The following is an 18451-nucleotide window of genomic DNA, read 5'->3' as shown; positions in this document are numbered from 1 at the left end:
GCACCATTCTTCGTTGGTGCCGCCAGCCCGCATAACCTCTGATTTATTTCCAGACTTCCTAACCATAAGGCCAGTCCGCCAGACCAAAACAACGTCGCCGCCGCCTCGGTGAAGTGGTGTTTAGGCCCACACGCAAAGAGTCGCAAGAGGTTTTCTGCTCAAATATGAAAGTTTTTTTCCGTTAACCGTATTCATTAGATTTTTTGGTGATATTCCGCCGAACCAACGGACGCTGCCGCTGCAGATTCCGGAATGACGGCCCGGTGGTGGCACGGTTTTACTTCGGTTTCGAATATATCCAGAATCAATTGATGCGTGTGGCGTGACGCTTTTCGGTCGATTCCTTCGCTCTGCCCGTTGCCCTATATAAATGGAAAATAAATGGAAAACCCGCCAACCATAGTGGCTGGCGGGTTCTGCTTAACAAGCTCGGAAAACTATTTCTACAGGTTTGTCCAAATCTGATCGTAGACCGGCTGTGTTTCCTGATCGCAGACCTCGATGAAGACCCCTGCCCCGGCCTCTGCTGGCGGGTTTGACTCTGGCAAGGTGGCAAGTGCCGGGTCAAGATATTCAGAGACACTGCTTACGCCAGAACCGTAACGCGCATAGTTTGATACCGCTGCGATATTCTCGGGCTCAAGCAGGAAGTCCATGAACTTGAGCGCATTCGCACGGTTGGGCGCGTCTTTAAGCAAAACGACATTGTCCATCCAGACCACATACCCCTGCGTTGGGAAGGCATATTCAATGTTTGCCCCCTCTTCGCGGGCCTTTGCGCCGAAACCATCGTAAATCTGCCCTACAGCCGCATCACCAGAAACCAGCACTTCTTTCGCAGTATCCGAGTCGAAAGATGCCCAGTGCCCCTTGGCTTCTTGCAGCATGTCGTTCAGCGCGCGCAGCTTGTCGCGGTCATTCGAGCATTGCGCCATCCCCATATGCAGCGAGGTCATGGCCATCACTTCGCCCTGGCTGTCTAGCATGTTGATGCGCCCGGAAAGCTCTGGTGGCGGACTGAACAGAATGTCTGTCGTGTTGATATCGCCCTGAAAAACATCGCGATTCACGGCAAAGGATGTCGACCCCCACTGATATGGAATGGAATGCATGCGCCCCGGATCAAAACTCGGGTCAGCCCATTCTGGTGCGATATTGCCTTTGTTGGCCAGTTCGCCCTCTGCGATGGTGTCCAGCAGGCCCTCGCCCGCCATGATTGACACCATAGAGTCGCCGGGTACTGCCACATCATAGGTTCCTATGGCCCCGGCCTTCAGGCTCGCCAACATGGCTTCGTTACTGTCGTAGGTATCCATCGTGATTTCGATACCTGTTTCGGCTGCAAACTTATCCAGCAGTTCCTGCGGGATGTATTCGAACCAGTGATAGATCACGAGTTTCTCTTCGGCCGCGACAGCCTGCGCGCCAAGGCAGAGCGTGATCGCAGTCGCGGTGGTTTTCATCAGAGTTTTCGTATGGTCCCCCATTTGTTGGGTTTATTTTGTATTGTCGGATTTGCTAACGAAGTAAGAGATCGTGACCATCACAACCGAGATGGACAGCAACATGGTCGAGATCGCCATGATGTTGGGTTCAGCCCCTGTTTGACCGAACCAAAAATCGCGGTCGGAAGGGTTTCAACCCCGGCGCCTTTCACAAAGTTCGTGATGATAAAATCATCGAGTGACACGATAAACGCCAGCAGAAAGCCAGAAATGATCCCCGGCATCATTAGCGGCATAAGTATACGTCGGAATGCCTTTGCCTTTGTGGCACAGTCAAACAAATCAAATCCGGCGTTCTGGATTTCATCGGTTGCGCCCGTCCATCCATCGCCGACCCGTTCCTTCCGAAGAAGGTAGAAGAAGGCAGGATAGACTACATTCGTGAATGCATCGGCTGCAACATCTGCATTACCGGCGACATGACCATGTTAATCAGCCGTTGCACTCAAAACCCTATATTCATGGAGGAATGGCGCAAAGGCTGGCATCCCGAGATCATGAATAAGAAGGGCGACAGCAGCAATGTACTGGTTGTCGGTTCTGGCCCTGCCGGGCTCGAAGCGGCATGGGCGCTCTGCCGTCGGGGGTATGATGTTGCGATTGCTGAGGCCGGAACAGAACTTGGCGGTCGCGTTGCGCGTGAAAGCAAACTGCCCGGTTTGTCCGCATGGGGCCGTGTCAAGGATAACCGTGAATACCAGCTAAGCCAGCGCGCCAATGTAGAAACCTATTTCGATAGCAACCTCAGCGCCGACGACATTATGGAGTTCGGATTTGAGAACGTGGCGCTTGCAACCGGGGCAACCTGGCGGCGCGATGGTGTGTCACGCCAGCACGTTGTGCGAATGACGATTAATCCCGAAATGAAGATCTATACCCCCGATGATCTGATGGATGGCACCGTGCTTTCGGGCAATGTCGTGATCTATGATGATGATCACTACTATATGGGCGGTGTGCTTGCCGAATTGCTGGCCCAGAACGGTGCCAAGGTTACACTGATTACACCGTCCGCTTTCGTTTCGGACTGGACAAACAACACGCTGGAGCAGGCCTCGATTCACGCCCGGCTTGCTAGGATGGGTGTCGACATCGTGCTGAACCGCGGCGTTACAGAAATTGACACTGACCACGTTGTCAGCAATTGTGCCTAAACCGACATGACAGGTAAATACGCGGCTGACGCTGTGGTTATGGTCGCTTCGCGTGTTGGGAACGACGAAGTTTATTACAATCTGAAAGCGCGGGAGCCAGACTGGGCCAATGCAGGTATAAAATCTGTAAAACTGTTTGGTGACGCCGAAGCCTCCGGCCCTATTGCGTGGTCTACCTGCGCGGGGCATCGTTACGCACGCGAGTTAGACGGTGAATACATTGGTGATGCCCTTTCGTTCCGCCGTGAAATCACAGAACTGGCAAAGTATTGAACGCCTCTTACAGAACCTTTGAAAGCGCCTTGCGAAGTGGCTCTACAATATCGGGAATCTGTTCTTCGGTCATGATAAAGGGCGGTGCCAGCAAAACGTGGTCACCGTTTTTGCCGTCGCGGGTTCCGGACATCGGGTAACACACCAGACCTTCAGCGAAAGCCGCTTTTTTCATTTTCCCAGCTATCCCCAACGACGGATCAAAGGGGGCTTTCGTCTCTCGGTTCGCGACGATTTCCAAGCCGATAAACAACCCCCGCCCGCGAATGTCACCGATATTCGGGTGCTGACCAAAGGCTGATACCAAAGCTGACCGTAGCTTTTCGCCCATTGTCGTCACGCGGCTCATCAGGCCCCGATCTAGAAGCGCACGCACCACGGCCAATCCTGCCGCCGTCGCAACCGGATGGCCAATATAGGTATGTCCGTGTTGGAAAAAACCGGTTCCGTTCGCAATCGTGTCGTAAATTTCACCGCTGCACAGCATGGCGCCAATCGGTTGGTATCCGGCCCCCAACCCTTTTGCGATGCACAGGATATCTGGCGAAACTCCGTCAGCTTCACAAGCAAAGAGATACCCGGTCCGCCCCATACCGCACATCACTTCGTCAAGGATCAAAAGCACACCATATTGATCGCAAATTTCCCGGATGCGTTTGAAGTACCCTTCAACAGCAGGAACGGCACCCAACGTTGCACCAACTACGGGTTCCGCCATAAATGCCATAACCGTGTCCGGGCCAAGGCGTAGGATTTCATCTTCCAGCTCCTGCGCAGCACGCAAACCGTAGGCTTCTGCACTTTCAGCCTCGCCTCGCAGAACATATTCGTAACAGGGTGAAATGTGGCTGACTTCAATCAGCAAAGGTGCGAATTGCTGACGTCGCCACTCGTTTCCGCCTGCTGACAGCGCGCCGATTGTATTGCCATGATAGCTTTGCTTGCGGGCGATCAGGTGACGTCTTTGCGGTTCACCCTTCTCAACGTGATATTGGCGGGCAAGTTTGATCGCTGCTTCTGTAGCTTCTGACCCCCCCGACACGAAATACACCCGTTCAATTCCCTCCGGTGCATTTGCAACTAAAAGATCGGCAAGTTCTTCGGCCGGTTCAGAGGTAAAAAACCCGGTGTGCGCAAATGCGAGCTTATCAAGCTGCGCTTTGATGGCTTTGGTTACTTCAACATCACTGTGACCAAGGCAGGAAACCGCGGCATCGCCAGAGTCAAAATAGCGTTTTCCGCTGGCATCTATCAAATAGCACCCTTCCCCACTTACAGCGGTTGGCGGGTTCAGCTTACTGTGGCGCGGGAATACATGGCTCATGTCAAGCGGCCTTTTCTGATGTGGCTGGACAGAGGCCCAATGACTGGCCCTCCGCTACGGCAAGGGTGACGGTTTCGGCATTGTCCGGGTGATCCTGCCATCTGACAACTCTATATTGTTTTCAAATCAATTGGACCAGTCAGATGAAGCTGCTCAGTATCATAAAATTGCAGGAACATTTAATTTCTCAGTTCGACCGCTTTTTTTGGTGGCGGCCACAGATGGTCGTTGCTTAAATTCGTTTAGTAGTGGGCAAGATAACCGCCATCGACCGCGAGTATCTGGCCCGAGATATAGGACGCAGCGGGCGACGCCAAAAACAATACCGCTGGCGCCAACTCGTGCGGCTCGCCCCATCGGCCAACCGATGTGCGCCGCGCAAGCCACGCTGCAACTTCTGGGTCGGCCACGGCATCTCGGTTTGGATCTGTTTTGAAAAACCCCGGCGCAACTGCGTTCACATTTATACCTTTCGGACCAAGTTCAGCAGCCAATGCCCGTGTCAGGCCGTTCAACCCAGACTTCGCCATTGTATAAGCCGCATCGCCTGACTGGGCGATAAGCCCGGCAATAGAAGATATATTAACGATCCGGCCGCGCGTCTGATGTGCAATCATTAATTCAGACACCTTTTGTGCCAACAGGAACGGAGCGACAAGATCAGCATCGAGCAAACGACGAACTGACTCTGCATCGAACTCTGCAAACGCGCGACGATCACGCATCCCAACGTTGTTCACCAGAATGTCCAGCTTTCCAATGACATTTTTCAGACGTTCAAACGCGTCAGCCATCTGTCGCGTATCGGAGACATCAAAGACCAGCGGAAAGGCGATGCCGCCAGCGCTAGCGATTTTTTCAACCGCTCCCCTCACCCGGTCTTCAGAGCGCCCATTGATGAAGACACGCGCACCTGAACGGGCAAACAATTGGGCAACTTCGAATCCCAACCCGCTGCTGCTACCCGTTATCAAAGCATCCTGACCTGCGAGTGAAAAAGGCGAGGTGTCTGACACGTCATCCCTCCGAAAATAGAAAAACTGAAGTGGTGGTACCATCTCAACAGTGACCTGTCATGCTGCTCAGACCAAATCCGTTCCGCGAGCATCCCATATGCTGCATCGTTTTTTGCATCTTTCCGCAGCATAACGCCGAGGATTACCCACGAATGTATTCTGTAGATATATACGGTGTCGCAGGACAGCTTCTGTAAATTCCCTGTTTTGGGGCGCAGGTAAATTCAATGACGAATGACGAACTAAGCGAAACTTCTTTGACAAAAAGGCGGCGAAGCTTTTGAGCTTTTGGTTAGCCTTCGTGTCTTATCTTCAAAGCTTTGACGAAATGATTCCAGTATTGAAGCCCCCCATCCGCAGCTCAGAGAATAGGCGTTGATACTCAATCTTCGGGCATCGGTTTTGTATCACCGTTAAACCAGCTGCTTCGGCAACAGCTGCAGAGGCTGCGTGTTCCACACCAATTTGCATCCAGACTGTCTTTAGCTCTGGCAAGCTCTCGATCGCTTCATCAACAATCGCTGGTACGGATTCAGAACGGCGGAAGATATCTACCATATCGACAGCACAGTCCTTTGGAATGCTTGCAAGATCCGGCTGCACCGTTTCACCAAACAATTGCTTGCCAGCATGGCCCGGGTTAACAGGAATAACTCGATACCCCCGAAGCGACAGGTAACGGCCAACATAATTGCTCGGACGAATGGGATTAGGCGACATGCCAACACAGACGATAATCCGGGTCCGCTGAAGTATTTGTTTTAGATGCGTATCAGAGTAAGTCATAGTTCCCTGTATCAACTCTGATCAAAAGAAAAAAGCGCCCGGACAAAATGCCGGGCGCCAGTCACGGAACGAGGGACAGTAAAGAGAAACACAAGGTTCCAAGATTGCGTCTCTTTTATCAGATAGGGGTTAATCCGACATTTTGAAGGGGAGGTCATAAACTTGTGATCAAGCAGGAGGAAATCTGCCTATGTGTCCAACACCCCGGGCCAATTGGCATCCGCTTTACCAATATTTCCGGGAATATCCCCGCGCCATATTTCGCGAACCGGAAGGCTGTAGTTCAGGTATAGCTTTTCTTCGTGTATCGTCCAGGCCTCTGGCACTGTTGACGCCGTTGCACCCTTTGAAACTGCAAATGCACAATAACCACCGTACTGCGGTGCAAATAATTCGGGGTTAGCTTCAAAACGCACCATGTTGTTTGCACTTGAAAAATACCAGGTCGCGCCTCTCCAGATCAGTGCATGTGTTTCATCGCCAAGAACCGGAGCAGATTGGGAAAAATAGGCAACCGGATCATATCCATTTATTGCGACACCATCCGTTGCAAAAACCTCTGGAGATGATGCAAGAGCCGGTCTCACAATGGTTCCGACAACCGGCAAAGCCACTAGCAATCCTAAAAATGCGCGCCGATTGGTCATGAGATTTCTCCTTGGTTGGTGTTCCACATAAAAATAAACCAAAAAAACAAGCTGAACACCCCGTTAACAAAACTGTGAAAACAGTGTCCGAATAGCCTATTCATCTGTTCGCATGGAAAAGTGTTTCAACCAGATCGGAGGCGCTAAAGCGCCACGGCTTTTATCTCGCCTCAAAGAGGCTCGGGCCTGCGCTCCGCGCGGGGATATTTAGGGAATAATGAAAGAAAATTTCCTTGCCCTACAAGTTTTCCGCATGTGGCGCACACATTCGCAGGACGAGCGAAAAAACGTGGTGCGAACGCACCTCAAACTTAAGACTGAGATGTGGCGTAGAGCGCAACTGCAGCGGCGTTCGAAACGTTGAGCGAACCAAAACCTCCGTGGAAAGCAATTTTCACGAGAGCATCGCAGGTCTCTTTGGTTTTCTCGCGCAGCCCCGGGCCCTCTGCACCAAGGACGAGAGCGATCGGGCGATTTCGCTTTCCTGCCACCGCATCCGAAATCTCGTTTTCTGCCTCCCCATCAAGTCCCAGAACCAGATATCCCATTTTTTGCAACGTCTCGATTGCATCAGCGAGATTGCGGACCCGCAAATAGGGTTGCCGTTCAAGTGCGCCAGACGCTGTTTTTGCAAGCGCCCCTGTTTCAGGTGCGGCGTGGCGCGCTGGCGCAATAACCGCTTGGGCACCGAAAACTTCGGCAGACCGCAGAATTGCCCCGACATTATGAGGGTCAGTTACCCGATCAAGCAAAACAACCCTTGGTGCCTGACCGTCCGCAGCCATGCAGCAGTCTTCTATAGAACCCCAGTTAAGCGGCTTGACTTCAAGCGCGGCCCCCTGGTGCACAGATTGTGGATCAAGCGGGGCATCAAACTTTCGAGGATCGACAATTTCAGGTTCGATACCGCTTGTTTCAATCTCGGCCACCAATTTGTCACTTGCGTTTTTTGTCACCATCAAGCGCAATTTTTCGCGACGGGGATTGAGCAAAGCGTCGCGAACTGCGTGGAGGCCAAACAGCCATACCGTCAGCGCTGAAGAGGCGCGCCGCGCCTGTTCTTTTTCGATGACCCATTTGGGTTTTTTCATTACACGAATGTCCTCATACTATGCGCGCCGGACAATGCGCTGCACATCTGACCTGTGCAAGAGATTTTCCTGTTGACGGGTCCGTATGCTGAGGGTATCCAACGCCCCATTCGAACGGGTCAACGCCCGCCGGATGGGCGACAGGCCGCAAGGTGTGGCAGGGGACTGTAACTCCCTCGCGGAGACGCACGCCTGGTTCGATTCCAGGGTCGCCCACCACTCTCCCCCCCCTAAACCGCCGTTTTCGCACTCACTTGAATTAGTGTTATATTTCTGCCGCTTACGGGACCGTGAGACGCCAGAGACCTCACTTTTTATCTCTCATCTAAGCGGTTTTAAGGCTATTTCCGGGAAAGTCTCAGCGAGGCAATTGCGAGTGAGGTCTTGACGCTCTCGCCGCACTCTCAGACGTGCGGGAATTCAAGGATCTGGCGTTGTTTCGCCCAGTCCAGTGGGAGCTCAGGAAGATCGCGAAGCGTTTTTGCGCTGAGATGTGATGGCTGTCGGCCTTCTAAGATTGCTGTCGAGATGTTCGGCGCCAGCCAGGCGAGTGGGAGAATGCGGCTGACCATCCCGCTGCGCAAATCTTCCCGCTCGGTGATTTGCTGAATGGAGGACGCTTTTCCCTCAAGCAACTCGCGTGCCCATCGTCTTGCGTCTGCAATAAGAGCGATGAGATCCGGATCCTGTTGCGGCGCATCTTTTGCCGCAATGACGATCAGTTTGGCACGACTGTTCTGCCGCTTTTGGAACGGAATTTCAAAACTGGCCGGAATTGGATCGCATGGGATTTGTGGCTCCAGCAACGCAGCGAGATTGATCGAGATGTGCAACATGCCCGTCTGCGCACTAATTCTGTTTACGATTTTTTGGAAGGTTTGTTCTGAGGCGGCGTCTTCGGGCCCATCAAAACTCAACTCCCGCAGATCTAAAGCGCGCAAGATATCCGCAACCAAAGTCGTTTTGCTCTCAACGCCCTTCATTTGATCCGCCAGCCAGCGGGCATCGGACAAGTGGTCCCTAAAGCCTTTCAGAACCACGCGCTCAAGTTCTTTCGCAGGCAAACGTTCCACCCGGGATTTGTCCTCTGAACCATGCAGTGGCAATGTGTAATACCGTATCGCTTCGTGCGAAATGTTCCGTCTTGGTGCACCGATTTGCTGGCATAGGTGGTATGCATTGCCCGATCCTTGGAATCAAACAGAACACCGTCCAGAAGACAACTTGCACTTCGGCGCACCGAACTGATTGTCTTGCCGCCATGATCCGCCAGTTGCGTCCGAACCAATTGCCATGTGGCATCATCAATGATTGCCTCGTGAAGTCCTTCATGCAGGTCTTCCTTGTGACGGGTTTTACCGATGTAGATCGGGTTGCGCAGGATGTTGTAGAGTGCGCCGTGCGAGAAGGCAGCGCCACCGGTGACACGTCCATGTCGGTCGGTCCGGCGTTTGCTAACGACGCCCAATTCATTCAGTCGTTCTGCCAGGCCTTGGGCTTTAAATGATCCAAGCTCTCCTTCAGGATCAGCTTGTCGAGCTGCAAGTCAGCGACAATCTTCTTCAGCCGCTCATTCTCTTTCTGAAGCGCCCTCATCTCAGACAGTTGAGGCCGCCCCATCCCGCCAAACTTCTTGCGCCAGTAGTAATATGTCTTGTCCGATATGCCCGCCTTGCGACACGCGCTCACAACATCCAAACCATCATGCAGATGTACGTCAATCTCGCGCAATATCTTCAGCGCATCCTCATCCGAATACCGTTTCCGAGCCATCCCTTCTTCCTCCTGTGACACTCAAATAGTGGCTCAGTTTTAGGGGGCTAAGACACATCCGTGTGCCAGCCCTTCGTGATCCGCGCAGCGAAATTCCGGTTTGAGCCCATTCAACGAATTGCTACGCCGAATCGAACGGGCGAAATACGCACAAAAAGACCTCCATAATTCGTTGGCAAGAACTGCATATTGTGTCAGGCCCACTGAAGTTTAGGTTCGTCTCCCATCGCAATAGTTAAGCGAGGGTTCGAACGCGTTCTCAATCAGGATGTTCGTGTTTTTGCGGTGCAGGAAAGATCTTGATCAGTTTTCGGAGATTCTGAACGGTTGCGGCGAGGAGGAATTCATCGTTTGCGCCGCATGGAATGGTTGTAGGTTGCACGGCGCGGATGGCGGAGTGCCTAGCAGTTCGACGCATCCAACCAAAAGGCCTGGTGAAGAAGTCTAGAGTTGCTAGAAGTGACGCGGCTCAGAACGAGCTACTGCGGTAATGGTATAGTATTCAAATAGCGCAACAACTTTTCTCCGAAAACGGTTTTCTCGCCTCTTTTCGATTGCGTCAGTTGATCGACGCACTCTTGTACGACAGGGATCAAAGTTTGTGTCGCACGCCGACGTTGCCCGTCCCAATTTGGCAAAGCCTCGAATTCTCGCTCAAACCTTTCTGTCAAATCTTCAATCTTTGCGCGGTAGTCGGCCTGCAAGCTTTCCGATGCACCATTTTGGAGTTCCTCTTCAAGGCCACGCCCCCATCGTGAACGCTCAGAATCTAACTGCTCGATTACCAAAACCGCTTGGTTGTAATTTCGTCTGGCAACCCACCAATCATCATATTCTTTCTGGATCATGTCGTAGCAGGCCCGGTCAAAACCGGTCCAATCTGGCGCTTTGACAATCTCGTCATCAACCCAGCTCGGTCGATCAAACCCATTCCACTCGGTTGTTGCTGGATCGATAGAAAATTCCGCGTACGCTTTGCAATTTGCCTCGACATATATTTGCGGGCTGTCAGCGCGCAGAACAATCACGTTATGACGAGGCCCCCTCCTTCGCGTTGTAGGGCGAACTTCATACTCTGCAGCAATTAAAAATTCGTAGAGCCTTGCAAACCTGCCATCGTTTCCACGGCAGTTACCGGATGCTGCCATCACAACGGATGCTGGAAGTGTGTTTCTGGGAATTTTAGGGTGCTGGGCAAACATTTGGTAAATTATGTCAATATCGCCACAGTTTGGCAGTGTAAAAGTGGTTTGATACTGTGTGGATTCCGGTTCAACAAATTCTGAAAGTTCTTCAAACAAACCATCGACTGATTTGTCGATTAATTCTTTTAGAAAACCATCTAAATCCCCAACTTCTTCAATTCCCTTCTTAACGGCTTCTGAAAAAACATACTTAGCCAAGTTTTCTGCGAATTCCTCTGCTGAATCGGACTCTAAAACAACCTCCACGGCATCTGAAATGAAGTCGACTGCGGCGGCCCCGGGCACCGAAAACCCGGACAGGACGAAGCTCGCGACACTTAGCGATGTGGTCACGGCAGATTTAGCACCCTGCTCAATAGCTTCTGACGAAATTCCTATTCTGAGAATGTTAAGCACTTCCTGCGCGCATTGTTGTTCGCCATAGGCGAAAATAACCGGTGCGTTTGGCCTTTCCAATGAATCCGAAGTAATGTCCTGGCCGGGTTCTGACGGGCTAATCCAATCTGGAAGTGTCTCGTGGAGTGACGGCCAGATGCTTAAAAAATCGAGCTCCACATCGACGCTGGAATCGATACCTTTAACCTCGAAGGTTTCATCGACACCTCCGGCTGTGACGTCAATTTGATCGCCCGCAGGTAGTTTCTGGTCGTTTCCGTCGGCCATAGATGCCTGCGGAACAATGCAATTCAGAAAAAGAACTGCAATAGCCATCCGTGACACCGTCAGAAACCGGGGAACAAGCATTGCTGATCCAGCCATCACATTAATCCTCCAGGCTCAGAACAAATACAGGTGTCAAACAAATTTTGGGGTCTGAAATCAGGTCGGACCCACAAGTAGCTGTCAGCGAAATAGGGTGTTCATTTGAGTTCACCGTTGCCCCAACTTCATGGCCGGGTGCTTCCTCATTGATCAGTATTTTGAGGCGAAGCTTTTGACCCACCTCAGCCACGTCAACAGGTTTGTATGGTGGGTCTGCTTCTACCAGAATTATCTGTTCGACCTGGGGCGTTTGGAAAAACAGCGCGGTGTAAATTTTTTGTTCAGTTACATTGAGGCGGCAATTCTTAGCGAATCCAGTTGTTGGATCGACGTCATACTCAATAACTTTTGCTACGATCGGAATCTTTATTCCTTCGTCGTCAACAGACCCTTCAAACACTGCCCAAGATTCTGTTGAATGGTCGAGTTCGCTATCTAGTTCATGGTGGCATAGAAATTCGTCGTCGTAGCCGGGCATTGCGATGTTAAGCCGTTCTCGGCCGCTAATTCTGTTACCGTTTAAAATGCCCTCGAATAGAACCCTCCCCGGCCTTGCCATCCCACTAAAAAACAACGCCCCACGAAGTGGGTCTTCCGGGTTCGAGAAGTAATCAGCTATTTCATTGAATTCCTCCAAGGTAAGCACCTTGCTCCCATAGGGAAAATTTCTAACACGCTCAATGATGCCTCTTACTTTGTCGCCATCTCTTTCAATCCGAATTTCCAGCGGGAACCCAAGATACCCTCCATCATAAGTGTACCCCCATATGCCGGAATGCACCCAATCGGATTGTAGCTCGGTAGTTTGCTCCGTGACCTCCGGCTCGTCTCCTATCGCGGGGGTGACAGAACTAGATCCGCTGCTAGAAGCGGTGTTTGAACTTGGGTCGGATAAGCCGTTTTCGACTGGATCTTTTTGGGAAGAGTCAGTGCCTTCCGGGTCTGGAATTTCCACTGCGCCAGACGAATTTCCACTGGCATCTTGCCCAGTTCCGTTACCCAAATCGGTAGCGCTTTGGGTGAGTCCACATGTGAGCATACCCCCTGCAACTGCCCCTGGAAACAGTCCTGATGGGCAAAGAGTTGCAGTGTCAACTTTATGGTGCAGCAATCCTAAACCGCCATCGGTTTGAACTGTACACATCGGCTCACCCGTTAATGTGTTTTGGGTAAGGGACGCATTCACTCCAAAATTTGATGCGCAAATCTCTTCCAAGTTGACTTGGGAACTTTGCATCGCACCACTTGTGTTGCCGGACTCAACACAAAGCACCAATTCGGCTTCTCGCCGATAGTCGGCAGAACCAAATTCGGCCAAGCAGGCATCTGCTGCTTCAAACTTGTAGTGGGTAAGACCTAAACCGTCATCGGTCTGGATGGTGCAAAGCAAGCCATTATCCAACCGCGAAACTGATTGGATTGCGTTTGGGCCGTAGAGAGAACGGCAGTACTCATCCAGATTGAGCAGCGAACCTGCTGCAATTGAACCCTGAGCCATAAAAACTAAACAGCTCGCTATTACAGTGCATGCAAATTTGTTGAACATTGATCCACCCAATCAACCTTTGCAATACTAGCATAAAACCCTTCGATCCAAAACTGTGCATCCAATCTGTTTCGTTAGAAGAGGGCTTTGGGCACTTTTTCACAAAGTCAGTTGGGGAGTAATAATGGTTTCGAGCATCCTAATTTCAAGCACTGTGGAAGGTCTGGGGAGGTTGTTACAATACGTCGGCTTTCAACGCTCTTGGCGCGTTGTCAAATGGCAGATCTCGAATAGCGTTACCGGCCCTTCATGTTAAGCACAACGAAAGACGGCTTCGAGCCCATCTCGGAAGTGTCAATTTTTTGCTGCGTGCGCACGCAGCGCCATTTTCGCTGCATCAGCTCAAAAATTCACGCTGCTCAGCAGAAGAGAATGCGGCCATTGAGACCGCCGCCAATTGCAGACATTCTTGGACTGCAGTTCATTGCGACCATTGTACTGCCTAAAATTTAGGCCACTGTAACAAAGCTGGTTCAGAACAGGACCGATGGCAACCATGTCGCCAATGCCGGAAGCATCCAGATTAGAACGACACCAACTGCCTGTATTCCGATGAACGGAACGACCCCTGCGTAGATGTGGCCTGTCGTGACCTCTTTTGGCGCGGCCCCGCGCAGGTAGAACAGTGAAAACCCGAATGGTGGTGTCAGGAAGCTGGTTTGCAGGTTGATGGCGATCAGCACGCCCAGCCAGATTGGATCATGGCCGAGCAAGATGAGTGTCGGCGTGACCAGAGGCAGAACGATGACCGAGATCTCGACAAAATCCAGAAAGAAGCCCAGGAAGAAGATGAAGATCATGCAAAAGACCAGCGCGCCCGTTGCGCCGCCGGGCATGTTGCTGAGGATCCCCGCAACACGCTCTTCGCCGCCCAAGCCGATAAAGACGAGACTGAAAATGCCCGCCGAAAGGATTGTCGCGAAGATCATTGACGTCATGGTGAGGGTCGACCCGATTGCCTCATACACGACTTTCTCTTTGATAGCGGAGCGCAGGGCGAGAAGGACAGCGACCGCACCGACAATGGTCAGCACTGCGTAAACGACCCCCAATGCAAAGGTGCCATTGCTAAGGTCGTCGCGTTGAAAACGCACAGGGAAGGCCCCTCCCAGAATACCAAGAGCGATGAAGGCAGCCGTGCCCAAAAGGATCAGCTTGGGGTTGATGCCCATCTTGTGACCCGTCATCAGCAGCGCGCCAATGGCCCCCACAGAGGCGGCTTCGGTCGGGGTGGCAATTCCTCCCAGAATGGCCCCCAAAACAGCAAAGATCAGCAGGATCGGTGGCACAACGGCGCGAATGACTTCGGCGCGATCAGGTTTGGCCAGATCGGCGGGCGCGGGCGGCATGTCTTGCGGGCGGATCCAACCGCGCAGAAGGATGTAGATCAAATAGAGGCTGACCAGCAGCAGGCCGGGGATTACGGCTGCGGCAAAGAACTGCCCGACGGACAGCGCCTCGACCGAGAACTTGCCCTGCTCATACTGTGCCTGTTGGAACGAATTTGACATGACATCAGCAAGGATGATCAACAGGGTCGAGGGCGGAATGATCTGCCCAAGCGTGCCTGCAGTGCAAACGATACCCGAGGCGACGCGCGGATCGTATCCCGCGCGAAGCATGGTCGGCAGTGCAATCATACCCATCGCAACAACAGTGGCCCCAACGATGCCTGTTGAGGCGGCCAGAAGTGCGCCCACCAAAACCACAGAGATGCCTAAACCGCCGCGAAGCTGACCGAAAAGGCGGCCCATCGTGTCCAGCAGATCTTCTGCGATACGGCTCTTTTCCAGCACCGCCCCCATGAGGACAAAGAGCGGAATAGCGATCAGCACGTTGTTGGATAACAGGCCAAAGACGCGCTGGCCCATTGCGCCCAGCAGGGTGATGTCCATATGGCCCGTATACCAGCCGATATAGGCAAAGATCACGCCAACGCCAGCGATGGAAAAGGACACGGGAAAACCCATGAGGATCGCGCCCATAAGGGCGGCGAACATGATGAGGTCAAGATATTCGATCATCATGCTGGCCTTTGTAGAATGAGCCGGATCAATAGCGATACGGACTGAAGCATGACGAGGATGCAGAAAGCCGGGATCAGCGATTTCATTAGGAACACGGCTTCGATGCCGCCGACAGATAACGGACCCTCAAGGATCTTCCAGGAATTGCGCACTGAAGGCCAAGACCAGTAGAGCAGTGCGGTCATTGAGGGCAAAAGCAGGAAGAGATGGCCGAAAATATCAATGCGTCTTTGGGTTTGTGGGTTGGCCTTGGCATAAAACACATCGACGCGGACATGTTTATCGACCAGCAGGGTATAGCCCGCCCCCAGCATGAAGAGGGTCGCATGCATGTAAAGCACGCTTTCTTGAACTGCGATGGAATTCAAGCCAAACGCATAGCGCCCGACGACGATGGAGAATTGCACAAGCACCATGAACAATGCGAGCCATCGGACAAGTTTGGCGACGCCGGTGTTGAAGGCGTCAATTGAATTTGCCAGCTTTTCCATCTGCCCCTCCCAAAGCGATGTGATGCCTGCGCGAAGGGTGTTTCGCGCAGGCGGTCTTCTTAGTAGCCCATGACCGCAGCGCGTGCGTTCATCTGGCCGTTGTCAGCATAGACCATATAGCTACCCACGGAATCGCGGTAGGCGACAAAGCTCTCTGCGATGCGCTTGACCAGCTCGTCATCATCCTGACGCAACTCGTCGATGACTTCAGCAGCGGCTTTGCCCATGGCGGTGATAACGCCCTCAGGGAACATTTTCACTTGCACGCCTTCATCGGCGACCAGCTTTTGCAGTGCGGCTGCGTGTTTGCTCGTGTATTCAGTCCAAACTGGGTTGTAGAGGCTTTCGCAGGCGAGGCTGACAACCTGTTTCAAGTCATCGGGCAGCTCTGCATAGGCTTCTGCGTTGACGCCGCATTCCTCGGCTGAGGACGGTTCCCCTACACCAGGCCAGTAGTAGTTTTTGGCGACCTGATGATAGCCAAGTGCACTATCTGTCCATGGCCCGATAAACTCGCCCGCATCCAATGCGCCGGTTTGCAGCGCTTGGAACATCGCGGGGCCGGACATGGCTTCTGCCGCCATTCCCAGTTTCGCCGCCATTTCAGAGGCAAGCCCCGTGGTGCGGAATTTCAGACCTTTCAGGTCTTCGGCTGAGTTGATGTCGTTGCGGAACCAACCGCCCCATTGTGGGCCTGAGTTACCACACAGGAACGGCTTGATGCCGAAACGGCCATACATCTCGTCATAAAGCGCCTGACCGCCACCGTGGTAGAGCCAGCCGAACTGCTCATCCGCTCGCAGGCCGAATGGTTGCGAGCCAAACAGCAGGATGCCTTTGGACTTGGATCCCCAGTACGCGGGCACCGCGTGGTATAGCTCTGCTGTGCCTTCGCTGACGGCGTCAAACACACCACGCCCGGGAACCAGTTCGCCAGCAGGGTAGAGCTTCACTTCGATCCGGCCACCCGACAGTGTAGTGATACGGTCTGCCAGAGTTTGTGCCGCCACACCGGGTCCGGGCAGGTTCTTTGGCCAAGCGGTGACCATTTTCCACTGGCGTTTGTCTTGTGCAATGGCCGGTGAGGCCAAGGCTGCGGCGGCTGTGCTGACGCCTGCTGCCGCTAGAAATTTACGTCTGTCCATGAGTTGTCTCCTAGTTGGATTTGGTTGGGGTTGGTTTTCTTTCGAGGCCGTCTTCTGCGGTCCCAGATGCGTTTGGGATGTGCATTTCGAACGTCTCGCTGATGCGAGCGTAATCGTAGCAACGCCGCACGGCGTCAGCTCTTCAGCAGCTTTGGCTTAGGATCGCCTCAGGCGAAGCCAGCTTTTGTCGGCAGTCCCATCTTCTTCAACGTCATGACCACGGGACAGATTCCAGTGAAAGACGCCTGGATGAGATGTGCGCCCATGATGCCGTTGAGCCAGAGCCAGTTCGGGCTATGAAAGGCAGCAAGCAAGGCGCTGCCCAAGACGATTAGGCCGACGATTAGAAGGATCGAACGTTCTACGGTCATTGATTTTCTCCCAAGATGTCTCCCGTCACTCAGTAAACCCGGCGAAGCACCATCTGGCAAGTGGCTCCTTCGTCCCGCTTAGTAGTCGTTGGCGCAGACTGCAACGAATGACTTTTCTAAGCCCGAAGCGGATTTAAATTATCGCTAGGAAAGAATCTCATTGCCGCCCCGAAGATCAAAGTTGGTCACCATTTAGGTGGAAACACGACCTATCGGCGTCCTATAGTGAATGCGCGAATGTCTTTTGGAGGTCCAAATGAGACTTGCAACTTTAGCCACCGGCGGGATCGGAGGATTCTTGGCGGTTAAACTGGCCCAAAGCGGGCATAAGGTTGCCACGATTGCCAGAGGGGCACATCTTGCATCGATAGCTGAGAATGGGCTGACGCTTGACAGCCCGTCAGGCGTTGAATGCGTTCACCCATGGATCGCGACAGATAACCCGTCAGAAGTCGGGGAGGTTGACGCAATTATCTTCGGTGTCAAAGGTGATGCGTTGGATACTGCTGCAAGGGCTTGCATGCCGATGCTCGGTGCCGACACTGTTGTTGTACCATTTCTCAACGGCGTTGAGGCGTCAGATAGGCTGGCCGAAATCCTACCTGAGCACAACGTTGCAAACGGGATGGCGCAGGTGTCGACAACAATTGCCTCACCGGGCGTTATCAAGCAAACGGGTGAGTTCAATGTGTTCACTTTTGCAGAACGCGATAGCAGACCTTCAGAGCGCATTGACGCCTTGAGAAATGCGATTAACGGGGCGGGGTCATCAGCACCCCCGACGGATGATATCAAACGCGATGTTTGGTCCAAGTTCGTTCTGTTTTCGGCGGTCTCCGGTGTGACCGCCGCAAGCCGGTGCACGATGAATGACATCAAAACTATTCCGCAACTCAGCGAATTGTTCCGGAGAGTTGTCTCGGAGACGGCGTCTATCGGCCGCGTCCTGGGAGTTTCATTGCCTGACAACATCGAGGATAAAATTTGGTTGGCGGCTCTAGCGCTACCGCCAAAAATGAGAGCCTCAACGGCGATCGATTTAGAGAATGGCCGCCCTCTTAAGATCGAATGGATATCCGGAGCCGCGGCGAGGATTTCAAAAAAAGCTCGTATCGAAGCACCTATCAACTCGGCTCTATATGCTCTTCTTCTGCCTCACAAGAATGGCAGATGAATGGCACCTTTGTCCCTGTGGTTTCAACTGATCACCGCAACACATGCTTCAAATTTCTCTGCTGGCGTTTGGTATTGCAAGGTCTTTCGAGGTCGCTCGTTGAGTTGACCAGCGACGGCGCTGAGTTTGGCTTGACTAAAGCCCGATATATCAATGCCTTT

General features: G+C 52.7%; 18 protein-coding genes, 1 tRNA gene and 2 pseudogenes. 4 read left to right on the top strand and 17 right to left on the bottom strand.

From position 1 onward, the window contains the following. Positions 1–443: 443 nt before the first annotated feature. Both J4E70_RS18620 and J4E70_RS18615 read right to left on the bottom strand, forming a co-directional pair. Positions 444–1463, bottom strand: coding sequence for an extracellular solute-binding protein (locus J4E70_RS18620; RefSeq protein WP_213891347.1), 1020 nt, complete (start codon positions 1461–1463; stop codon positions 444–446). A 33-nt stretch (positions 1464–1496) separates the two neighbouring features. Next, positions 1497–1789 (bottom strand): annotated as a pseudogene (locus tag J4E70_RS18615) (ABC transporter permease); the annotation flags it as partial. A gap of 135 nt (positions 1790–1924) precedes the next feature. Here J4E70_RS18615 and J4E70_RS19465 point away from each other — a divergent pair. Both J4E70_RS19465 and J4E70_RS19460 read left to right on the top strand, forming a co-directional pair. Beyond that, entirely contained in the window at positions 1925–2659 is a 735-nt protein-coding gene (locus J4E70_RS19465; RefSeq protein WP_246531868.1) for an FAD-dependent oxidoreductase, read from the top strand. Positions 2660–2665: 6 nt separating this feature from the next. Continuing rightward, positions 2666–2932 (top strand): hypothetical protein, encoded by a 267-nt coding sequence (locus J4E70_RS19460; RefSeq protein WP_246531867.1) that lies wholly within the window; start codon positions 2666–2668, stop codon positions 2930–2932. Between the two features lie 7 nt (positions 2933–2939). Here the strand turns inward: J4E70_RS19460 and J4E70_RS18605 are convergent, their stop codons facing one another. From J4E70_RS18605 to rlmB, 5 genes are all read right to left on the bottom strand, one after another. After that, the gene (locus J4E70_RS18605) at positions 2940–4256 is read right to left on the bottom strand and encodes an aspartate aminotransferase family protein (RefSeq protein ID WP_213891346.1); all 1317 of its coding nucleotides are present in this window, start codon (positions 4254–4256) and stop codon (positions 2940–2942) included. 242 nt (positions 4257–4498) lie between these two features. After that, a complete protein-coding gene (locus J4E70_RS18600) occupies positions 4499–5272 on the bottom strand; it encodes an SDR family oxidoreductase (RefSeq protein ID WP_343229489.1) in 774 nt (257 codons plus the stop codon). Between the two features lie 312 nt (positions 5273–5584). Beyond that, complete coding sequence (locus tag J4E70_RS18595) at positions 5585–6058, bottom strand: CoA-binding protein (RefSeq protein ID WP_213891342.1); 474 nt, start codon at positions 6056–6058, stop codon at positions 5585–5587. A gap of 188 nt (positions 6059–6246) precedes the next feature. Continuing rightward, the gene (locus J4E70_RS18590; RefSeq protein WP_213891340.1) at positions 6247–6705 is read right to left on the bottom strand and encodes a YHS domain-containing (seleno)protein; all 459 of its coding nucleotides are present in this window, start codon (positions 6703–6705) and stop codon (positions 6247–6249) included. A 311-nt stretch (positions 6706–7016) separates the two neighbouring features. Further along, positions 7017–7796, bottom strand: a complete 780-nt coding sequence (rlmB, locus tag J4E70_RS18585; RefSeq protein WP_213891338.1) for a 23S rRNA (guanosine(2251)-2'-O)-methyltransferase RlmB — start codon at positions 7794–7796, stop codon at positions 7017–7019. 135 nt (positions 7797–7931) lie between these two features. Between rlmB and J4E70_RS18580 the strand changes: the two genes are divergently transcribed. Further along, positions 7932–8015 (top strand) — tRNA-Tyr (locus J4E70_RS18580). Between the two features lie 185 nt (positions 8016–8200). Here J4E70_RS18580 and J4E70_RS18575 read toward each other — a convergent pair. The 9 genes from J4E70_RS18575 to J4E70_RS18535 all read right to left on the bottom strand — a co-directional run bounded on the left by J4E70_RS18575 (position 8201) and on the right by J4E70_RS18535 (position 17116). Continuing rightward, positions 8201–8809: a hypothetical protein gene (locus J4E70_RS18575; protein WP_213891336.1), complete on the bottom strand. Its 609-nt coding sequence runs from the start codon at positions 8807–8809 to the stop codon at positions 8201–8203. A gap of 17 nt (positions 8810–8826) precedes the next feature. Continuing rightward, complete coding sequence (locus tag J4E70_RS18570) at positions 8827–9264, bottom strand: recombinase family protein (protein ID WP_213891334.1); 438 nt, start codon at positions 9262–9264, stop codon at positions 8827–8829. A gap of 5 nt (positions 9265–9269) precedes the next feature. Further along, positions 9270–9569 carry a transposase gene (locus J4E70_RS18565; protein ID WP_213891332.1) on the bottom strand — a complete coding sequence of 100 codons (300 nt, stop codon included), beginning with the start codon at positions 9567–9569 and terminating at the stop codon, positions 9270–9272. A gap of 479 nt (positions 9570–10048) precedes the next feature. After that, positions 10049–11533, bottom strand: a complete 1485-nt coding sequence (locus J4E70_RS18560) for a hypothetical protein (protein ID WP_213891330.1) — start codon at positions 11531–11533, stop codon at positions 10049–10051. Between the two features lie 4 nt (positions 11534–11537). Further along, positions 11538–13082, bottom strand: a complete 1545-nt coding sequence (locus J4E70_RS18555; RefSeq protein WP_213891328.1) for a hypothetical protein — start codon at positions 13080–13082, stop codon at positions 11538–11540. Positions 13083–13555: 473 nt separating this feature from the next. Then, on the bottom strand, positions 13556–15106 hold the full coding sequence (locus tag J4E70_RS18550; RefSeq protein WP_213891326.1) for a TRAP transporter large permease: 1551 nt from the start codon (positions 15104–15106) through the stop codon (positions 13556–13558). Next, on the bottom strand, positions 15106–15600 hold the full coding sequence (locus J4E70_RS18545) for a TRAP transporter small permease subunit (protein WP_213891324.1): 495 nt from the start codon (positions 15598–15600) through the stop codon (positions 15106–15108). Before J4E70_RS18545 ends, J4E70_RS18550 begins: the two co-directional genes overlap by 1 nt. Positions 15601–15659: 59 nt before the next feature. Continuing rightward, the gene (locus J4E70_RS18540; protein WP_213891322.1) at positions 15660–16745 is read right to left on the bottom strand and encodes a TRAP transporter substrate-binding protein; all 1086 of its coding nucleotides are present in this window, start codon (positions 16743–16745) and stop codon (positions 15660–15662) included. A gap of 167 nt (positions 16746–16912) precedes the next feature. Then, positions 16913–17116: a YgaP family membrane protein gene (locus tag J4E70_RS18535; RefSeq protein ID WP_213891320.1), complete on the bottom strand. Its 204-nt coding sequence runs from the start codon at positions 17114–17116 to the stop codon at positions 16913–16915. Between the two features lie 256 nt (positions 17117–17372). On the opposite strand from J4E70_RS18535, the gene J4E70_RS18530 reads away from it, so the two are divergent. Continuing rightward, a complete protein-coding gene (locus J4E70_RS18530) occupies positions 17373–18290 on the top strand; it encodes a ketopantoate reductase family protein (protein ID WP_213891318.1) in 918 nt (305 codons plus the stop codon). Positions 18291–18313: 23 nt separating this feature from the next. Here the strand turns inward: J4E70_RS18530 and J4E70_RS18525 are convergent. Beyond that, positions 18314–18451, bottom strand: a pseudogene (locus tag J4E70_RS18525) (IS30 family transposase); the annotation flags it as partial.

Source organism: Pseudohalocynthiibacter aestuariivivens (assembly GCF_018457175.1).
Classification (GTDB): Bacteria; Pseudomonadota; Alphaproteobacteria; order Rhodobacterales; family Rhodobacteraceae; genus Pseudohalocynthiibacter; species Pseudohalocynthiibacter aestuariivivens.
Note: the sequence above shows the minus strand (reverse complement) of the source record. Positions and strands in the feature narration are given on the sequence as shown.

Bases quoted from the DNA above. Each gene is read 5' to 3' on its own strand.
- J4E70_RS18620 (WP_213891347.1), bottom strand. From the start codon at position 1,463: ATGAAAACCACCGCGACTGCGATCACGCTCTGCCTTGGCGCGCAGGCT.
- J4E70_RS19465 (WP_246531868.1), top strand. From the start codon at position 1,925: ATGACCATGTTAATCAGCCGTTGCACTCAAAACCCTATATTCATGGAG.
- J4E70_RS19460 (WP_246531867.1), top strand. From the start codon at position 2,666: ATGACAGGTAAATACGCGGCTGACGCTGTGGTTATGGTCGCTTCGCGT.
- J4E70_RS18605 (WP_213891346.1), bottom strand. From the start codon at position 4,256: ATGAGCCATGTATTCCCGCGCCACAGTAAGCTGAACCCGCCAACCGCT.
- J4E70_RS18595 (WP_213891342.1), bottom strand. From the start codon at position 6,058: ATGACTTACTCTGATACGCATCTAAAACAAATACTTCAGCGGACCCGG.
- J4E70_RS18590 (WP_213891340.1), bottom strand. From the start codon at position 6,705: ATGACCAATCGGCGCGCATTTTTAGGATTGCTAGTGGCTTTGCCGGTT.
- rlmB (WP_213891338.1), bottom strand. From the start codon at position 7,796: ATGAAAAAACCCAAATGGGTCATCGAAAAAGAACAGGCGCGGCGCGCC.
- J4E70_RS18565 (WP_213891332.1), bottom strand. From the start codon at position 9,569: ATGGCTCGGAAACGGTATTCGGATGAGGATGCGCTGAAGATATTGCGC.
- J4E70_RS18560 (WP_213891330.1), bottom strand. From the start codon at position 11,533: ATGGCTGGATCAGCAATGCTTGTTCCCCGGTTTCTGACGGTGTCACGG.
- J4E70_RS18555 (WP_213891328.1), bottom strand. From the start codon at position 13,082: ATGTTCAACAAATTTGCATGCACTGTAATAGCGAGCTGTTTAGTTTTT.
- J4E70_RS18550 (WP_213891326.1), bottom strand. From the start codon at position 15,106: ATGATCGAATATCTTGACCTCATCATGTTCGCCGCCCTTATGGGCGCG.
- J4E70_RS18545 (WP_213891324.1), bottom strand. From the start codon at position 15,600: ATGGAAAAGCTGGCAAATTCAATTGACGCCTTCAACACCGGCGTCGCC.
- J4E70_RS18540 (WP_213891322.1), bottom strand. From the start codon at position 16,745: ATGGACAGACGTAAATTTCTAGCGGCAGCAGGCGTCAGCACAGCCGCC.
- J4E70_RS18535 (WP_213891320.1), bottom strand. From the start codon at position 17,116: ATGACCGTAGAACGTTCGATCCTTCTAATCGTCGGCCTAATCGTCTTG.
- J4E70_RS18530 (WP_213891318.1), top strand. From the start codon at position 17,373: ATGAGACTTGCAACTTTAGCCACCGGCGGGATCGGAGGATTCTTGGCG.